At 64.9% G+C, this 18,677-nt stretch carries 16 protein-coding genes and 1 pseudogene; 9 read left to right on the forward strand and 8 right to left on the reverse strand.

Going from position 1 to position 18,677, the window contains the following annotated elements:
• Nucleotides 1-166: 166 nt before the first annotated feature.
• The 5 genes and pseudogenes from cysC to V7D81_RS19800 form a co-directional block, all read left to right on the forward strand.
• Nucleotides 167-1,339, forward strand: a pseudogene (gene cysC / locus V7D81_RS19780) (adenylyl-sulfate kinase); the annotation flags it as partial.
• 225 nt (nt 1,340-1,564) lie between these two features.
• Nucleotides 1,565-2,350 carry an SDR family NAD(P)-dependent oxidoreductase gene (locus V7D81_RS19785; RefSeq protein WP_324319510.1) on the forward strand — a complete coding sequence of 262 codons (786 nt, stop codon included), beginning with the start codon at nt 1,565-1,567 and terminating at the stop codon, nt 2,348-2,350.
• 16 nt (nt 2,351-2,366) lie between these two features.
• Nucleotides 2,367-3,374, forward strand: a complete 1,008-nt coding sequence (locus V7D81_RS19790; RefSeq protein WP_324319512.1) for a zinc-dependent alcohol dehydrogenase — start codon at nt 2,367-2,369, stop codon at nt 3,372-3,374.
• Between the two features lie 204 nt (nt 3,375-3,578).
• Nucleotides 3,579-4,829 carry an MBL fold metallo-hydrolase gene (locus tag V7D81_RS19795; protein ID WP_324319514.1) on the forward strand — a complete coding sequence of 417 codons (1,251 nt, stop codon included), beginning with the start codon at nt 3,579-3,581 and terminating at the stop codon, nt 4,827-4,829.
• A gap of 170 nt (nt 4,830-4,999) precedes the next feature.
• Nucleotides 5,000-5,803: an SDR family NAD(P)-dependent oxidoreductase gene (locus V7D81_RS19800; protein ID WP_324319516.1), complete on the forward strand. Its 804-nt coding sequence runs from the start codon at nt 5,000-5,002 to the stop codon at nt 5,801-5,803.
• Between the two features lie 244 nt (nt 5,804-6,047).
• On the opposite strand, the gene V7D81_RS19805 is transcribed toward V7D81_RS19800, so the two are convergent.
• From V7D81_RS19805 to V7D81_RS19840, 8 genes are all read right to left on the reverse strand, one after another.
• Nucleotides 6,048-7,769 (reverse strand): FAD-binding protein, encoded by a 1,722-nt coding sequence (locus V7D81_RS19805; protein ID WP_324319518.1) that lies wholly within the window; start codon nt 7,767-7,769, stop codon nt 6,048-6,050.
• Nucleotides 7,770-7,872: 103 nt separating this feature from the next.
• Nucleotides 7,873-9,201 (reverse strand): amidohydrolase family protein, encoded by a 1,329-nt coding sequence (locus V7D81_RS19810; protein WP_324319520.1) that lies wholly within the window; start codon nt 9,199-9,201, stop codon nt 7,873-7,875.
• On the reverse strand, nt 9,164-9,601 hold the full coding sequence (locus V7D81_RS19815) for a DUF2889 domain-containing protein (RefSeq protein WP_324319522.1): 438 nt from the start codon (nt 9,599-9,601) through the stop codon (nt 9,164-9,166). The genes V7D81_RS19810 and V7D81_RS19815 overlap by 38 nt, the downstream gene beginning before the upstream one ends.
• 67 nt (nt 9,602-9,668) lie before the next feature.
• Complete coding sequence (locus V7D81_RS19820; RefSeq protein ID WP_349257698.1) at nt 9,669-10,832, reverse strand: thiolase family protein; 1,164 nt, start codon at nt 10,830-10,832, stop codon at nt 9,669-9,671.
• Nucleotides 10,829-11,233, reverse strand: a complete 405-nt coding sequence (locus tag V7D81_RS19825; RefSeq protein WP_324319526.1) for a Zn-ribbon domain-containing OB-fold protein — start codon at nt 11,231-11,233, stop codon at nt 10,829-10,831. Before V7D81_RS19825 ends, V7D81_RS19820 begins: the two co-directional genes overlap by 4 nt.
• 2 nt (nt 11,234-11,235) lie before the next feature.
• Nucleotides 11,236-12,489 (reverse strand): cytochrome P450, encoded by a 1,254-nt coding sequence (locus V7D81_RS19830; RefSeq protein ID WP_324319528.1) that lies wholly within the window; start codon nt 12,487-12,489, stop codon nt 11,236-11,238.
• A 21-nt stretch (nt 12,490-12,510) separates the two neighbouring features.
• The gene (locus V7D81_RS19835) at nt 12,511-13,338 is read right to left on the reverse strand and encodes a coniferyl-alcohol dehydrogenase (protein ID WP_324319531.1); all 828 of its coding nucleotides are present in this window, start codon (nt 13,336-13,338) and stop codon (nt 12,511-12,513) included.
• Nucleotides 13,339-13,385: 47 nt separating this feature from the next.
• A complete protein-coding gene (locus tag V7D81_RS19840; RefSeq protein WP_324319533.1) occupies nt 13,386-13,580 on the reverse strand; it encodes a ferredoxin in 195 nt (64 codons plus the stop codon).
• 189 nt (nt 13,581-13,769) lie between these two features.
• Between V7D81_RS19840 and V7D81_RS19845 the strand changes: the two genes are divergently transcribed.
• From V7D81_RS19845 to V7D81_RS19860, 4 genes are all read left to right on the forward strand, one after another.
• Nucleotides 13,770-14,534 (forward strand): hypothetical protein, encoded by a 765-nt coding sequence (locus V7D81_RS19845; RefSeq protein ID WP_324319535.1) that lies wholly within the window; start codon nt 13,770-13,772, stop codon nt 14,532-14,534.
• A gap of 84 nt (nt 14,535-14,618) precedes the next feature.
• A complete protein-coding gene (locus tag V7D81_RS19850; protein WP_324319537.1) occupies nt 14,619-15,356 on the forward strand; it encodes an SDR family oxidoreductase in 738 nt (245 codons plus the stop codon).
• 6 nt (nt 15,357-15,362) lie between these two features.
• Nucleotides 15,363-17,033, forward strand: coding sequence for an FAD-dependent oxidoreductase (locus V7D81_RS19855; RefSeq protein ID WP_324319539.1), 1,671 nt, complete (start codon nt 15,363-15,365; stop codon nt 17,031-17,033).
• Between the two features lie 42 nt (nt 17,034-17,075).
• A complete protein-coding gene (locus V7D81_RS19860) occupies nt 17,076-18,542 on the forward strand; it encodes an aldehyde dehydrogenase family protein (protein ID WP_324319541.1) in 1,467 nt (488 codons plus the stop codon).
• Nucleotides 18,543-18,677 lie beyond the last annotated feature (135 nt).

Here is an 18,677-nt window from a genome sequence, read left to right on the forward strand (position 1 = left end):
GTTCCTCTGTAATCGAAAGTGACCTTCTTCCTGTGGGTCAGGCTTTCCCGTGGGATTCCCTTCGGTCACAGCCTGGCTTCTCAAGGCCGGCTGAAGCCGGCCCCACAGCCTACGGAGTGAATGACATGAACGCCGCCGTGCGCCGCAAGCTCACGCATCTCGAACGCCGTTCCGCATGGCCGTGCAATGGGTGAATCGCCCGAACCTGGATTTCCGCGGCTTTTCGGGCCTGGTATCGAGCGGCACGGTGAAACCGGGCGATGCGGTTCGCGTGCTGCCCTCCGGCAAGACTTCCACCGTCACGCGCATCGTGACGCTCGACGGCGATCTGCCGGAAGCCGTGGCCGGCCAGTCGGTGACGATCTGCTTCGCCGACGAGATCGACTGCTCGCGCGGCGACGTGATCGCGCTCGCCAGCGATCCGGTGCAGTCGGCCGATCAGTTCGAAGCGACCCTCGTGTGGATGGACGAGAACGAAATGCTGCCGGGCCGGCCGTACTGGCTGAAGATCGGCGCACAGACCGTCACGGCCACCGTGCATGCGCCGAAGTACCAGGTCAGCGTCAACACGATGGAGCACCTCGCCGCGAAGACGCTCGATCTCAATGCCATCGGCGTCGCGACACTCGCCACGGATCGCCAGATTCCGTTCGAGCCGTACGACGACAACCGCAACCTCGGCGGCTTCATCCTCATCGACAAGATGTCGAACGCGACCGTCGCGGCCGGCATGATCCATTTCGCGCTGCGTCGCGCGCAGAACGTGCACTGGCAGGCCACGGACATCACCCGCGAGTATCACGCAGGCCTCAAGAACCAGAAGCCCGGCGTACTCTGGCTGACGGGCCTGTCTGGCGCGGGCAAGTCGACGATCGCGAACCTGGTCGAGAAGAAGCTGGCGCGCATGAACCGTCACACGTTCCTGCTCGACGGCGACAACGTGCGTCATGGCCTCAACAAGGATCTCGGTTTCACCGATGCCGATCGCGTCGAGAACATCCGTCGCGTCGGCGAAGTCGCGAAGCTCATGACGGATGCGGGCCTGATCGTCATCACCGCGTTCATTTCGCCGTTCCGCGCCGAGCGCAAGATGGTGCGGCAGATGATCCGCGAGGGCGAGTTCCACGAAGTGTTCGTCGATACGCCGCTGGCGCAGGCCGAAGCGCGCGATGTGAAGGGGCTCTACAGGAAGGCGCGGTCGGGGCAGTTGAAGAATTTCACCGGCATCGACAGTCCGTACGAGAGACCGGAGGCGCCCGAGCTGCGCATCGATACGACGCAGATGACGCCGGAGCAGGCGGCAGAGGCGATCGTGGCGATGCTGATTCCGCAATGCTGACAGTCTGGTCCCGGCTCTGACTGTAGGTCAGGCTTCAGCCTGACTTCTCAAGAAGGCCGGCTGAAGCCGGCCCCACAACAGGATGAATCAACCTCGGTGCAGCGCAGGCACATCGAGGTCCCTGTCGCATCACTGCGGCCCGCCATCGACAGTCTTTGTCGTTGTCGACACCGGCCGGGCTGGCCACACTTGACGGCAGTATCGGCATTCCAGCGAGGGAGAATCATGACCAGGGGACTGTTCGATCTGACGGGCAAGGTCGCCGTCATCAGCGGCGGCAACAGCGGTCTGGGGCTGGGCTTCGCGCGCGGCATCGCCAGGCAGGGCGGCAGCGTGGTCATCTGGGGCCGCAACGCCGAAAAGAATGCAGCGGCGAAACAGGAGCTCGAAGCGCTGGGCGCGAAAGTGCTGGCGCAGCAGGTCGACGTCGCCTCCGAGGACCAGATCATTGCGGCCTATGACGGCGTGATCAAACAGTTCGGCCGCATCGACTGCGCCATCGCCAACGCCGGCCTGCCGCCGCCGCGCAACGGCACGCTGGAACAATCGAGCAAGGACTATCTCTCCTTCCTCGACGTCAGCCTGCACGGCTCGCTCTACACGCTGCGCGAAGCGGCGCGTCACATGGTGAAGCGCGCCGAGGCCGGCGACCCCGGCGGTTCGCTGATCTTCTGCGGCAGCCTGTCCATGTTCAAAGGCCTGCCCGGCAAGATTCCCTACGCCGCATCGAAAGCGGCGATGGGCGCGGCAGTGCGCTGCATGGCCGTCGAGTTCGGCAAGTACGGCATCCGCGCCAACACGGTGGCGCCCGGCTACATCAAGACCGGCATGACCGGCGAGTCCGCCGAGCTCAGCCCCGTCGACAAGTACTTCGCCTCGAAGACGCCGATCCCGCGCCCCGGCTACGCGGCGGACTTCGAAGGCATCGCCGCCTATCTCTGCAGCGACGCCTCCTCGTTCCACACCGGCGACACCCTCGTCATCGACGGTGCCTCGCTCATCAACCTGTAAGGTCCGGAGCGCTGCCATGGGACACATGCTCAACATCCACGGCGTGAACGATTTCCGCCTGGACCCGTATCAATCGCCGGCGCCGGGAAAATCGGATGTCGTCGTCAAGGTGAAAGCCTGCGGCGTGTGCGGCTCGGACCTGAGCTACATCAAGATCGGCGGCATTCATCGCAAGCCCGGCGGCGTCACGCCACTGGGTCATGAAGCCGCGGGCGAAGTCGTCGCCGTCGGCGATGCAGTGAAGGACGTGTCGGTCGGCCAGCGCGTCGTCATCAATCCGATGAAGACGCCGAGCTACATCGGCAGCGGCGGCCCCGAAGGCGCCTTCACCGAGGAACTGCTGGTGCGCGATGCGCGCGTCGGCGACAGCCTGCTGCCGATTCCCGACGACCTGCCGTTCGAGATCGCCGCGATGACCGAACCGCTCGCGGTGGCATTGCACGGCGTGAACCGCATGCAGGTGAAATCCGGCGACAAGGCCGTGGTCTTCGGCTGCGGCCCGATCGGCCTGGGCATGGTGCTGTGGCTGGTCGATCGCGGCGTCACCGACGTCGTGGCGCTCGATCTCTCGCCCGAGCGCCTGGAACGCGCGAAGGCGCTGGGCGCGCGCGCCGTGCTGAACCCCGCGAAAGACGACGTGCGTGCGCGCCTCACCGAACTGCACGGCACCGCGCGCGTCTTCAGCCGCGAATGCGTCGGCACCGATGCGTACATCGATGCCGCCGGCGCGCCGAACATCGTCTCCGACGTCATCGGCATGGCGAAGTATCACTCGCGCCTGGTCATCACCGCCGCGTACATGAAGCCGGTCGAAGTGAACCTCGGCGCGATGCTGACCACCGAGATGACCCTCACCACCGCCGTCGGCTACCCCGACGAAATGCCCGACGTGATCGCCGCCCTGCCGCGCCTGCGCGACAAAGTCGCCAGCCTCATCAGCCATCGCTTTCCGTTCGAGAAAGTGGTGGAGGCATTCAACGTCGCCGGTACGCCGCAGTCGGCGAAGGTCATGGTCGATTTTTAAGATTTCACACGAAGATCGAAGACAAAGAGCCGGAATATTTCCACGGGGGACACGGGGAACACGGGGTCTTGAGAGAAAGAAATTTTCTTTCCCCGTGCTCCCCGTGTTCCCCTTCCTCCCCCGTGGAAATTCTTCTTCTCTTCTCCGGTCTCCGTGATCTCCGTGATCTCCGTGTGAAATCTCTTCTTCTCTGGAAGCCACGGTATGAGCACTGAATCGAACGACGCCAAGCCGCTGCTCGCGAGCCTGGTACGCGCCGGCGATCAGCAGAAGGACGCCGGGCGCATCACCGATTTCATTTTCATGGCGAAGGACATTTCCAACGCCTACCTGGTGACGACGGCCGACGGCGACCTGATGGTCAACACCGGATTCATGGACAACATCGAGCGCAACCGGAAGCTGTTCGCACCGCATCGCACCGGGCCGCTGCGGCGGATCATCCTCACGCAGGCGCATGCCGATCATTACGGCGGCGTGCCGGGGTTTCGCGAGCCGGGAACGCAGGTGATCGCGGAACGGCGTTTCGTGCAGACCTGGCGCTACTTCGACGATCTCGGCCCGTATCTGAAACGGCGCTCCGCCAGGCTCTGGGCCGGCACCATGAATCGCGGCAGCCAGCCGCCGCCTCCGCCGGAAGTCGTGCCGGACGTGGTCGTCGACCGTCGTCATGAGTTCGAACAGGGCGGCCGGCGCTTCGAGGTGATCTCGACACCCGGCGGCGAAGCGCTCGACTCGGTCGTCGTGTGGCTGCCGCAGGAACGCATCGTGTTCACGGGCAATCTGTTCGGCCCCGTGTTCCAGGCGATGCCGAACCTCGTCACCCTGCGCGGCGACAAGCCGCGACTGGTGCAGCGGTATCTGCATTCGCTCGACCTCGTGCGCAATCTGGGCGCGGAACTGCTGATCACCGGTCACGGCGAACCGGTCCGCGGCACCGACACGATCCGGGCTGCGCTCGACAAGATGCACGCCGCCGTTTCGTTCGTGAACGACGCGGTGATCGCCGGCATGAATGCCGGCAAGGACGTGAACACGCTGATGCGCGAGATCCGGTTGCCGCCGCCGCTTGCGATCGGCGAATTCCACGGCAAGGTGTCGTGGGCCGTGCGTTCGATCTGGGAGGAGTATTCGGGCTGGTTTCACTACGACTCGACCACGTCGCTGTACGGCGTGCCGCGTTCCAGCATCGATGCCGATCTGGTCGAACTCGCCGGCGGCGCGGCGCCGCTCGCCTTGCGCGCCAGAAAAAAGCTGGAGGAAGGCCGCGCGCTCGAAGCGCTGCATCTGCTCGATGTGGCGCTGGGCGTCGAGCCGGTGCATGCGGAGTCGCTGGCAGTGAAGAAGGATGCGTTGCAGCAACTGCTCAGGGAGTCTGGCGGCTCGAACCTGAGCGAGACCATGTGGCTGAGGTCGGAGATCGCAGCGGTGGAGGCGGCGCTGGCGAAGGTTTGAGAGGGGAATTCCTCTCTTCCTGTGGGGCCGGCTTCAGCCGGCTCTTCTTCGGAAGTCAGGCTAAAGCCTGACCTACAGGAAGAGGGCGAAGCGGCGATTCACCGATTGCCATCCGGGCGGCGATCCCCGGATATTGAGCCTATTGAAGTATTGGAGAACTGGGGGGACAGATGATCGGCAACGACCCGCTCGATCTCGGCGGCCAGATCGCCTTCGTCACCGGCGCCGGCCAGGGCGCGGGCCGCGGCATCGCACTGACTCTCACGCATCACAATGCCGGCGGCATTGCCGTCAATGATTTCGTGCCCGAGCGCGCCGCGGCCGTCGTCGCAGAAATCGAAGCTCTCGGCGTTCGCGCGCTCGCCGTGCCCTGCGACGTGGGCGATCACGCCGCCGTCACCGCAGCGGTTCGCACAGCCACGGAAACACTCGGCCCCATCACATTGCTCGTGAACAACGCCGGCAATGCCGGGCCCAATGCAGCGATCGGTTCCTCACCCATGTTCTGGGAGACGCAGCCCGACGAGTGGGATCGCTATTTCCACACCAACCTGCGCGGCGTCATGAACTGCTGTCACGCCGCGTTGCCGGGCATGACGGCGCAGAAAAAAGGACGCATCGTCACGATCGTCTCCGACGCCGGCCGCATCGGCCAGGTGCGGCTCGCGGCCTACGCTGCTGCGAAGGCCGGCGCCGCAGGATTCGTTCGCGCCATCGCGCGCGAAGCCGGCCGCTTCGGCATCACCTGCAATGCCATCTCGCTCTCCGCGCTCGAACCGCCGTTCGATGCCGAGGCCATGCAGCAGTTTCTCGCCAGCGATCGCGCGAAAGCGATGCTCTCGCAATACGTCATCCGCCGCCTCGGCAAGCCCGATGACGTGGCGATGATGACGTTGTTCCTGTGTTCCGACGCGGCCTCGTGGATCACGGGACAGACGTACCCCGTGAACGGCGGTTACAGCTTCGCGGTGTGATGACGATACTGAAGCCTGACTCCTCAGAGGCCGGCTGAAGCCCCATGGCACTGCATTAAGCGCCAAAGGATTGAGATGAGATCGAATCGAGCGTCCCTTCCTCCGCGTAGCGGGGAGGAGGCGCGCGAAGCGAGCCGGAGATCCCCCAGCGAGGGGAGAAGGACAGGATGGGCTGTAGGTCAGGCTTTAGCCTGACTGTTTTCAGGCCGGCTAAAGCCGGCCCCACAGGAAGACGGAAGAAGCTTCAGCCGGCTTTCACCGCATGTTTCGCAGCAACATATCCCCACACGAACGACGGCCCGATACTCGCTCCCGCTCCCGGATACGACCGTCCCATCACTGATGCCGTCGACACACCCGTCGCGTACAGGCCCGAAATCGCCGAGCCGTCTTCCCGCAGCACGCGCGCGCATTCATCCGTGACGACGCCACCGTACGTGCCCACATCGCCCGGATGAACCGGCACCGCGTAGAACGGGCCTTCGCTGATGCTGCCCAGTGTCTCGGAAGGCTTGTTGTACGGATCGCCGAGCCAGCGATCGTACGCACGGTCGCCGCGATGAAAATCCTCGTCGAAATTCTTCGCCACGAAGCCATTGAAGCGTTCGACGGTCGTCTGCAACGTCGCAGGCGCCATGCCGAGCTGCCGCGCCAGTTCCTCGATCGTTTCCGCTTTCTTCAGATACCCCGAGTCATACCACTGCTGCGGCTTGGGCGTCCCCGGCATCGTGCCGGCGAACATGTACTTGCGCAGATACTGGCTGTCGAGAATCGCCCAGCTCGGCACGGCCGGCACCGTCTTGTGGCGTTCGAGCATGGCCTTGCAATACGCCATGTAGGAACCGCCCTCGTTCTGATACCGCACGCCGCTCTGGTCGACGAGGATGCAATGCGGCGATGCCGTGAGCGCCTGCGCCGTCGGTTTCGCTTCGCTGTTCTCCGCGCCGGGCGGCAAGGTCTGCTGGTTGCCGACGCGTTCTTCCATCTGCGCCACCGCGGCGCCGTGACGCATCATCTCCTCGATCATCTCGCCGGTATCGCCGGGCGCGGCCATGCTCCATTGCGCGGATGTGCCGGGAATGTATCGATCGCGCATGCGCTGATTGCGCGCGAAGCCGCCAGCATTGACGAGCACGCCGAGCCGCGCGCCGATGCGGCGCGAGCCGCTGACGACGCCCTTCATCGCGCCATTCTCGACGATGAGTTCGTTGACGGACGATTCCGTGCGGATGTCTGCGCCGCTGCGCAGTGCCGCCTGCAACATGCGTCCCTGCAACGCCGCGCCGCCGGCAACCCACTGCCTGCCGGTCAGCTTCGCGATGAGCGCGCGCAGCACGACTCGCGCGCCGATGAGCTTCACCGCCCAGGAACGCGTGACGTACGCCAGATCCATCATCTCGGGCAACGTCGCCGGCAACAGCGGGATCCCGAGCGAAGTCATGAGCTGCTTTAGTGGCGATGGCATCAGGTACACCGGCGCCATGATGAAGCTCGGTCGCAGCTTCGGCTTCCACGCGCCCAGTTCGTTGCTGTCGAACAGCTCCGCAATGACCGTGCGTCCGGGCACCGAGCCGCCGGGACGATCGTCGTAGTAGTCGGGCCATTCGCGCACACGCGTCAGCCGGATGTCCTGCCGCACCAGGAACTCGAGCATCTGCGGCCCTTCGACGAGAAAGGTGCGCCGGCGTTGCGGCGTCGAGCCGGGCGCGTCGGGTGCATCGGCGGCGAGGCTGTCGAGATACGCGGTGGCCTTTTCGAGGCTGTCCTCGACGCCATCACGCTTCATGAAAGGATTGTTGGGAATCCACAGGACGCCGCCGGAGCGCGCCGTCGAGCCGCCGACCTGCCCGGTCTTTTCCAGGATGAGCACGCTCTTGCCGGCTGCGCGCAGCACCAGCGCCGCGCACATCGAACCGCCGCCGCTGCCGACGATGACGAAGTCGAAGACTTCATCGAATCCGCTCATCGATCCCCCGGACTTTTTCTTCTCTACCTGTGGGGCCGGCTTCAGCCGGCCTCTTACAAGTAAGAGTCAGGCTAAAGCCTGACCCACAGTTCCCATCCCGGCCTCACGCCGCCTTGTTGTCTCCGGCTTTCGCATGATGCGAGAACATCTTGAATAGATCGCCGGACGTCACCGTCCGCTGCTTCTCGCCGTCGGCCAGCGGCGCTGCACCGCCCGAGGAGATCGGCGTCGTATCGACGCCATCCGCCACCGCCTTCGCCCGCAACGCACCGACCGTCAGCTCTTCGCGCTTGCGATGCTTGAACGGATCGAAACGGAAGAAGCGCATCGCGTTCTCGTGCGTGATCTTGTTGATCTGCACATCCGACAGATGCTTGATCGTCTCCCACAGGCGTTCCGGCGCATTCGGCCACAGCGAATCCGAGTGCGGGTAGTCGCACTCGTAGGCGATGGCGTGATCGCCGATCCAGTCGACGTTGTGCAGGCCGAACTCGTCGTCGATGAAGCAGTTGAGGAAGTGACGCTTGAACACTTCGCTCGGCTTGAGCTTGCCGAACTTCGAATGCGTCCAGTACTGGTGACGGCTGTGACTGAAGTCGGCGCGCTCCATGAAGTACGGCACCCAGCCGATGCTGCCTTCGGACAGCGCGATGCGCATACCGGGATAGCGATGCAGCGCTTCGAGGTTCAGCCAGTCGGCCGCACCGACGACGATGGAGATCGGCATGGTGGCGATCCAGGCTTCGATCGGCGTTTCCATCGAAGCATGCGGCGCCGGATTGCCCGCGCCGATGTGCAGGCAGATCGTGAAGTCTTCTTCCGCAATGGCCTTCCACAGCGGCTCCCAGTACGCGTTGTGAATGCTGGGCAGCCCCTGCGTGGTGGGGTTCTCGTTGATGGACACCGTCGAGCAACCCTTCCTGCTCAGGCGCTTCACCTCGGCGACCGTCTCCTTCATATCCCAGGTGGGCAGCAGCGCGCAGGGAATGAAACGGCCGGGATGCGAACCGCACCATTCATCGACGTGCCAGTCGTTGTAGGCGCGCAGATGCACCAGCGACTGCGCTTTGTCGGCCGCCTTGTGGAAACGGCCGCCGTCGAAGCCGACGGCGCTGCCGAAGTTCAGCGACGCCGCGATGCCGTTGACGTTCATGTCGTCGACGCGCGCGTTGTGGTCGTAGCAGCCCTTGCGAAGCTGTTCGAGCGACGTCGGCTCCATGCCGTACTCTTCGAGCGGACGACCGACGACGGCGTTCAGGCCGACCGACGGCATCTTCATGCCCTGGTATTCCCAGTAGTTGGTGCCGTCGTCGGTGGTCTTGAACTTCGGCGCGCTCGCGAGCGCGTCGCCCGACAGGTGCTTCTCGAACATGTCGGGCGGTTCGCTGATGTGGTCATCGACGCTGATGAGCACCATGTCGTTCATATTCATGTGAGTTCTCCTGACGGCAATCTCTGTGGTCGATTTTCAGGATGCGGCCTGCCGCGGCTCCAGCGGCTGCGCCGACCCCCTGCTGAAATCCCTGATTTCTCCGATGCGCCTGGCCGCGTTCCGGCGGTCCGGCTGAAAGGTGTAGCAATTGCCCACGGGCATGCGTCGCCGCCAGCGTCGCGAGATCGTGCAGATGCGTGCAGTTCTCGCGCTTCTCGCCCCGCTCGGCGAACGCCGCGAGCGCCACGCCACTGAACGTCGCCTGCAGCTGCCGGACGGCGCCGGGACAGGTCGTCCAGGGCGCGCGCTGCATCACGGCTTCGATCTGCGTCGCCACTCCATTGGAGTGCCGCACCGTGACGCTCATGCAATGAAAGTCATCTTCGACGTCGGCCTGCACCGCGTCGCGACCGGGACTGACGCGAAAGCGTCGTCGGAATCCGGGTTCGCGATCGGCTGTCATGACGTCAGTCGCGGGCCAGCAGCAACGCCGTCGCCAGCGGTCCTCCGCCCGAAGTCGCCACGGCCACGCGCGGATCGCCCGGGATCTGGCGCGCGCCGCCCTTGCCGCGCAATTGCGTCACCGCTTCATGCGCGAAGCCGAAACCATGCAGGCGACCGGCGCCGAGCTGGCCGCCGAAGGTGTTGAGCGGCAGTTCGCCATCGCGCGCGATGCGCTTGCCGCCTTCGATGAATTTGCCGCCCTCGCCCACGCCGCAGAAGCCGAGCGCTTCCAGCCAGGTGATGGCCTGGAAGCTGAAGCCGTCATAGAGCTGCACGGTGTCGACGTCGGACGGCTTGTAGTCGGTGTGTTTCCACAGTTCCTGGCCGGTCGGATAGCAGGCCATCCACTCCGCCTGATCCCAGCTATGGCGTTCGACGACACCGGCCATCGCGGCGATGCGGATCGGCGTGCATTTCACTTCGTCCAGCGCCTCGCCGGCGGACACGATCAGCACGGTCGAGGCATCGCTGTAGCGATCGCAGTCGTACAGGCACAGCGGCGAGGAAATCATGCGCGCCGACAGGTAGGCGTCGAGCGTCAGCGGCTCCTTGACGATGGCGCGCGGATTCAGCACGGCGTTGGCGTGATCGTTGATCGCGATCTGCGCGAGCTGTTCGCGCGTGAGGCCGTAGCGCTTCACGTGGCGCATCGCGTACTGCGCCGTCCAGTTCGCTGCCGACGTGGCGTTGAAGGGCGCGACCCACTGCGAGTTGCCGTCGACCCTCTCGCGCCGCAGCGGCGGATATTCCTCGGGCCGCGCCATCGCGGCGGCCTCGTACACCGTGCGGAAGCAGATGACGTGACGCGCAAGACCGGCGCGCACCGCAGTCGCTGCGGCAACCACAGCGCCGAGCTGCGAAGTGATCTCCGGGCCACCCGCGTACCAGCGGGCGCGAATGCCGAGGGCGTCGATGAGTTCATCCGCACCGACCGGCGAGAAACCCAGGTACGCCGCCATGCGGCCCGGATAGGTCGAGACGCCGTCGATCTGGCCGATGCTCAGACCTGCTTCTGCGAGCGCTTCACGAACGGCATCGAGCGTCAGCAGCAGCGGATGCCGCGTCAGCTTCATGCCGACCTGCGACTGGCCAACGCCGGAGATATAGGCTTCGCGCGCGGCCATCAGGCGATCTTCTCGAACAGCGGATACCAGATCTCACCCTGCTGCTCGAACGTCACGCGCACGCGATCGCCGATGTCGACCGCCTCAACCGGGCAGTTCACGATATTGGTAGTGAGATAGACACCGGGCGCGCCGTCGATCGCGACGCGCGCGATCACGTACGGCACTTCCATCGCCGGATGCCACTTCTGGTAGTTGACCGTGAAGGTATCGACGACGCCCGTGCCGGCGACGGCCTCGGGCGCCACGTTCTCGGAAAGGCAATGGCGACACACCGGGCGCGGCGGATGCACGAACGTGCCGCAGTCCTTGCAGCGATGCAGATGCAACTGACCGCTCGCGCCTGCGGTCCAGAAGGCGCGATTGTCGGCATCCAGTCGCGGCTGCGCGCGCGGAGATCCCATCGTCAGACGTCCCAGAGCAGGTTCAGCGAATCGACGCCGACCACGTGGCCGCAATGGAAGGTCGGCGGCTTGTCCGGATCGAGCCGGAACGTCGGCAGGCGCGCCATCAGCACTTCGTAGATGACCTGCAGCTCGACGCGCGCCAGGTGCGAGCCGAGGCAGCGATGCGGGCCGGCATTGAAGGCGATGTGCACCTTGTTCTCGCGATTGAGATCGAAGGATTCGGACTGCGGATATTCCTTCGAATCGAGATCGGCCGCCGGCAGGAACAGCATGGCGCGCTCGCGCGCCTTCATCTCGACGCCTTCGAACGTCATGTCGCGCGCCACCAGGCGCGGCGGTACCGTGAAGGTATAGCGTCGCAGCAGTTCTTCCGTGGCTTCCGGAACCAGCTTCGGATTGGCGCGCAGCTGCGCCTGCAGATCAGGGTTCTGTGCCAGATGACGCACGCCGTGGCCGATGCCGTTCATGACGGTATCGAGGCCGGCGATGAACAGCAGCACGCCGTAGTTCTGCATGTCCTCGATGGTCGACTGCTTGCCGTCGACTTCGATCTTCCACAGCAGGCTGATGATGTCGTCCTGCGGATTGTCGCGGCGCGCGAGGAAGGTGTCGTTCATGCTGGCGGCAATCCGCTGCAGCTTCGGAATCATCGCGCGCGCGTCGGGTGACGGATCCGACAGATGCGCTGCGACGATCTCGCGGTACTCGTCCTGGCGATCGAGCGGCAGTCCGAGCATCTTCAGGAACACCTGCACCGGCATCGGCTCGGCGATTTCCTTCATGAACTCGCAGTGGCCGCGCTCCTTCACCGCGTCGACGAGTTCGGTGGCGAGCGCGACGATGCTGTCGCGGATCGCCAGGATCGCTTTCGGCGAGAACACGCGCTGCAGCGGCGCGCGGTACTTGGTGTGATCCGGCGGATCGAGATTGATGGGAATCGGAATCGGGATGTGCGGCATGCCCGGCGGCATCCGCGCCTTCATGGCCGCGAGCTCCGCCTTCGGAATGAATTCGCTCGTGAACGCTTCGGTGTCGCGCGCGGCGTTGAAGTTCGCTGCATGACTCAGGAGCATCCAGTGGCCGCCGTTGCGCGGCGTCCAGAAGATCGGCGGCGCATTCTTCACCAGATCGAGCACGCGCTTGTGCGGATCGGCCACGTAGGCCGGATCGCGGAACATGTCGAAGTCGTACACGAGCGCATCGGGCACGTGCGCGGGCTTGGGAACGGCAGGGCTGATGGCGGCGGCTGACATCTCGAATTCTCCGGCTGGCTTTCAGGCTTGCTTGGCGGCGCCGCTCATCATGGCGCTGAGGTCGACCTGGCCGGTCGCCACGCCACCGAGGAAGCCGCCGTCGACGGGCAATGCCACGCCGTTGATGTAGCTCGCCGCATCGCTGTTGAGGAACACCAGCGGACCGGCCTGTTCTTCCGGCGTCGAACGACGGTTGATCGGCTGTGCCGCCGCATCGAGCACCGACGCAGCGGTCGCCGCTTCGAACTCCTTCATCATCGGCGTCTGGGTCGGACCGGGCATGGTGCAGTTGATGCGGATGCCCTTCTTGATGAGCGGCGTCGACATCAGCATGGTCCAGACGATGATCGCTTCCTTGGAGAAGGAATAGCCTTCGCGCACCGTGTCCATGTTCGCTTCGCACCACTGCACGGCCGCTTCGTATGACTCGGTCTTCAGCAGCTGCATGATCGTCGGCACGCGACGGCTCCAGCCGAGGCCGCCATTCGAGGAGATGCTGACGATCGCGCTGCCGGCGGACATCAGCGGCAGCACGCGCTCGGTCAGCCGGCGCGTACCGCAGAAATTCACTTTCATCACATCGAGCGCGCCGGCGGTCTGCGGCAGGCCGGCGCAGTTGAACAGCGCATCGACCTTGCCGCCGATGGACTGCGCCGCCGCATCGATGGAGGCGGGATCGCGCAGATCGACCTGACGGAAAGAGGCGAGCTCGAGCTTCGTCTCCTTGTAGTCGAGGCCGTGCACTTCGGCGCCGAGATCGAGCAACTGGCGGGCCGTGGCTTCACCCATGCCGGAAAAACAACCGCTCACGACGACGCGCTTGTTCCTGTAGCTGACGTATTCCCCCATCGATCTCTCCTCGGCAATGCTTGGGTTCAGGCGCGATCGCGCAGTGGTTACTCTTCTTCGATGACGATGATGCGTTCCGGGCAGGCACGCGCACCCTTGCGGGCGAGCTCTTCCATGCCGGGCGGCACGTCGACTTCCTCGACGGCGATGTAACCATCGTCATCCAGCGGAAACAGCTGTTCCGACACCGCCGCGCAACGAGCGTTGCCGACACAGGCTGATTTGTTGATACGGATTTTCATAGGTTCTGTCTGCTCGAACCGCGGCCCTTGCGGTGCAGCGGCGGCTTCCCCTTGACGCTATAGTCAACAATGCTGATTATACAAATACTAAGGGGGCTTGCTATTTTTTGCACGCCATAATCAATCACGCCTGATCGGAACGTGTGATGCACTGCACGATCGCGCCCGCTGCCGCCCGGCACTGACAACATGGCTCTCTACACGACCATTCATCTGCACAACGTGCCCGCAGGACGCGAGGCTGAATATGCCGCCTGGTTCGACGGGCCGCATCGCGCCGCGCTGAGTCGTTTGCGCGGCTTCATCACGACGGACCGCTACGAGGTGACGCCCGAGCAGGTCATGCCGGACATCCCGCAACCCTGGCGTTTCGTCAGCATCTACGACTTCGATCTGCCGTCGCCGGAAATCGATGTTCCCGCGCTCGGACCGCTGGTCGCCGAAGCCCGCGACACTGGCCTCGTGGCCAACGACGAAACCGAACGGCTCTATACCTATCGCCTGTTCGGCGACTGGAAGGCGAGCCCGAACTGGCGCCGTTCCGAACCGTTGTCCGGCGTCAGCATCATTCTCGGCAACTACGTCATCGGCCGTTATGCCGAGTACCAGAAATGGTACGAGGAAGTGCACAGCGTCGAAGTCATCAACGTGCCCGGCCACGTCGCGATGAAGCGCGGCGAACTCTCGCCGGTGCAGATCGAACCGCGTCACTACTGCCCCGGCGACCAGTTCGTGCTATGCGCGCAGCAGACCGACGACCTGCTGTTCACGATCAAGGATTTCAGCGCCCGCGCGCGCGGCGTCAGCCCGAGCGGTGTTGCGATGCAGCCGCGTTCCGCCTCGGGATCGTTCGCGCGCACGGTGCATTACTTCCGCAAAGTGAGCGGCGCGAAGTTCTGGCCCGGCGGCATCGCGTATGCCGGCGATCTGTCCGTGTATCCCGGCAAGGGATAAGTCAACGAATATCCGATCTCGCGGCCGCTGCGCCGCGAGTGGCGCTGTCGAACCGGGCAGCCGGTTTCATGAGGGGGATCAGGCGTGTCGAAAGTCATCGTTATCACCGGCGCCGGCGTCGGTCTGGGCCGCGCACTGGCGCGACGCTTCGCGAGCGACGGCGATCAGGTCGTGCTGCTCGGCCGCACCTTGTCGAAAGTGCAGGCCGCCGCGCAGGAAATCGGCGAACGCGCGCTGGCGATCGCCTGCGACGTGGCCTCGCCCGCATCCGTGAAGGCGGCCTTCGCGGAGATCGCGCAGCGTCATCCGCGCATCGATGTGCTCATCAACAATGCCGCGATCTTCGAACCCTTCCTGATCGCGGAAGCCACGGACGAACAGATCATGGGCACGATCGCCACCAACCTGGGCGGCCCGATCCTGTGTACGCGTTCGGCCATTGCGCTGATGGGTCGCGGCAGTCACATCATCAACGTCACCAGCGAATCGGTCGCGCTGCCCTTCCCGCACCTGATCATGTACCAGAGCTCGAAGGCGGGCCTGGAACAGTTCTCGTCCAGCCTGCAGCGCGAGCTGGAACCCGGCGGCATCCGCGTCACCACCGTGCGCGCCGGACAGATGATGGAAGAAGGCAAGGTCTGGAACGTCGATCCGCAGGCGCAGATGCGCTTCGGCAAGGCGGCCATGGAAGCGGGCCTCAACCTGCGCGAACGCCCGATCAGCCAGTTCACGTCGGTGACGAATGCGTTCCGCGCCATCATCGATATGCCGCCCGACCTGCACGCGGGCCACCTCTCGCTCTCCGCGCGCAAACCCGGTTGATCGGCCATGAACGAGACATTCGATTTCGTGATCGTGGGCAGCGGCGGCGGTTCGATGTGCGCTGCGCTGCTGCTGCGCGCGGCGGGCAGAAGCGTCGTCATCCTGGAAAAGTCGGAACTCGTCGGCGGCACGACCGCGACCTCCGGCGGCGTCATGTGGATTCCCGACAATCGCTTCATGCAGAGCGCGGGCATCCGCGACAGCGCCGATGACGCGCTGAACTATCTCGACGCGGTCGCAGGGGAATTTCCTGCGCCGGCCGGCAGCACGCACGAACGACGCCGCGCCTATGTCGAACAGGCGCCGCAGATGCTCGACTTCCTGGTCAGCCAGGGCATCCGTCTGCGGCGCATTCCTGCATGGCCGGACTACTACGCCGCGCCCGGCGAATCCGTGCCCGGCCGCTGCGTCGTTTCGGAACTGTACGACCTGAATCAGCTCGGCGACTGGAAGGCGAAGCTGCGTCCCGGCTTCCTGCCCCTGCCCATGAATCTCGACGAGGCGATGGAAATGCCGCTGCTCAAGCGCGCTTCCAGCGCCAAGAAGACCATGCTGCGAGTCGTCGGCCGTACGCTCGCCGATCGCTTCAGGAAACGCCAGCGCGTCGCGACCGGTCAGGCGCTGCAGGCGCAGATGCTGAATGCGGCAGTGAAGGCCGGCGCCGACATTCGCGTGAACTCGGCAGTCACGCAGCTCATCGTCGAAGGCAATCGCGTGACCGGCGTGGTGACGAAGAAGGACGGCAGCGAATGGCGCATCGGTGCGCGCCTCGGCGTGCTCGTCAACGCCGGCGGTTTCGCGCGCAATCAGCGGATGCTGGATCGCCACATCCCGGACACGTCGGCCGATTGGTCGAACGTCATTGCCGAGGACACGGGCGACCTGATCGAAGAAGGCGCGCGCATCGGCGCCGCGCTCGCACAGATGGACGAGCGCATCGGCATGCCCGTCGCGTTTCCGCCCGGCAAGCCCAAGGCGACGATGGGCAGCGACGTCGCCAAGCCGCATTGCATCACCGTCGATCAGAGTGGCGTGCGTTACATGAACGAAGCCGGCTCATCCGTCGAATACTGTCGCCGCATGCTCGAACGCAACCGGCAGTCGCCGGCGGTGCCGAGCTGGATGGTGTTCGACAGCCAGTACATCAACACCTACATGCTCGCCGGCTCGATGGCCGGCCCGAAGAAACCGCAGGCCTGGTTCGACGAGAAATTCCTGCGCAAGGCCGACACGCTCGATGCACTCGCCACGGCCTGCAGCATGGATGCGGCGACGCTGCGCGCCTGCGTCGAACGCTTCAACGAATTCGCACGACGCGGTCGCGACGACGACTTCCATCGCGGCGAACACGTCTACGAACAATGGCAGGGCGATCCGCTGCGCGAGTCGAAGTCGCTCGGCGCGCTCGAACAGGGGCCGTTCTACGCGATGCAGATTTTTCCGGGCGATGTCAGCACCTGCGGCGGACTGGTCACGGACACGGACGCACGCGTCCTGCGGCCCGATGGTTCCGTCATCGAAGGACTCTATGCGACCGGCACCTCGACCGCTTCGGTGATGGGCAAGGTCGAACCCGGCGCCGGCGGCAGCGTCGGACCGTCGTTTACGTGGGGCTATGTCGCCGCACGCCATGCGCTCGCAGCGAGCGCCACCGCAACCGCCAGCTCCACCGATTAGGCGCGCGCAGATCCGCCTGACGCACATCCAGAGGATGAACCCATGACCCTGCTTCCTGAAGCGAAACTCTATATCGACGGCGTCATGCGCCCGGCCGCCGGCAACAAGACCTACGACAACATCGGTCCGTGGACCGGCGACGTCGTCGGCAAGGCCGCCGATGCGTCCGCAGCGGATGTCGACGCCGCAATCGCCGCCGCGCGTCGCGCCTTCGACACCACCGACTGGTCGCAGCGCCACGAGTACCGCTTCGAGCTGATGAAGAAGTATCGCGACCTGCTGTACGCCAATCGCGAGCGGCTGGTGCAGATCGCGCGTCTCGAAGCCGGCTCCGCCATCGGCGCTGCGGCGCGCGCGCAGATCGACGGCGCGTTGAGCGGTGCGGACGGACTGCTCGAATGCTTTCCGCTCGTGAAATGGGAAGAAGACCGCGGCGTGCGCAATGCCTACGGTTTCGACACCAGGCGGATCGTCACGCACGAGGCGATGGGCGTCGTCGGCGCGATCACGCCCTGGAACGTGCCGCTGTACGTCAACGTCGGCAAGGTCGTGGCCGCATTGCTCGCCGGCTGCACCGTCATCCTCAAGCCCGCGCCCGACACGCCGCTGATGGGCTCGATCATGGGCGAACTCGCCATCGAAGCCGGCCTGCCGCCGGGCGTGTTCAATGTCACCACCTCGGCCGATCCGGCCATGGCCGGCGAGATGCTGACGAAGGATCCGCGCGTCGATCTCATTTCCTTCACCGGCTCGACGGCGGTCGGCAAACGCATCATGGAAAACGGCGCGTCGACCCTGAAGCGCGTGTTCCTCGAACTGGGCGGCAAGTCCGCGTTCATCGTGCTCGACGACGCGCCGAACTTCGCGCAGACCGTCATGGGGTCGATGGTCGTGTTCCACGCGGGACAGGGCTGCGCGTATCCGACACGCCTGCTGGTGCCGAAGAGCAAGTACGCCGAAGCGGTCAAGGCGCTGGAAATGGCTTACGCCGGCTTCGCCAGCAAGTGGGGTCACTTCGACGAGCCGACCTGCATCATGGGTCCGCTGATTTCCAGGCGGCAGCTCGAACGCGTGAAGGGCTACGTCGAACTCGGCAAGCAGGAAGGCGCGCGGCTGCTGGCCGGCGGCAATGTCCGCACCGACAAGGGCGGCGGTTTCTTCATCGAACCCACCTGCTTCGTCGATGTGCGCAACGACATGCGCATCGCGCAGGAGGAAATCTTCGGGCCGGTGCTGGTGGTGATTCCGTTCGAGGACGATGAAGACGCCATCCGCATCGCCAACGACAGCGTCTACGGCCTCGGCGGCGCGGTGTTCGGCAGCACGGAGCGCGCGCTCGGTGTCGTGAAGCGCATCCGCGCCGGCGCGCTGAGCGTCAACGGCGGCATGAGCATCACGGGCGATCTGCCCTTCGGCGGCTACAAGCAGAGCGGCATGGGCCGCGAGTGGGGCCTCGAAGGCATCGAGGAGTTTCTGGAGACGAAGGCGATCGGCATCCGGGTTTCCTGATCCTGTTCTCCATCATCTTCCTGTGGAGCCGGCTTCAGCCGGCCTTTTTGGAGTCAGGCGGAAGCCTGACCTACAGTCAGAGGCCGGCTGAAGCCGGCCCCACAGCAAGAGCGAGAGAAGCCTTACTTCCGGGCT

This window comes from Povalibacter sp. (assembly GCF_036735925.1).
In the GTDB taxonomy this organism is placed as follows: Bacteria; Pseudomonadota; Gammaproteobacteria; order Steroidobacterales; family Steroidobacteraceae; genus Steroidobacter.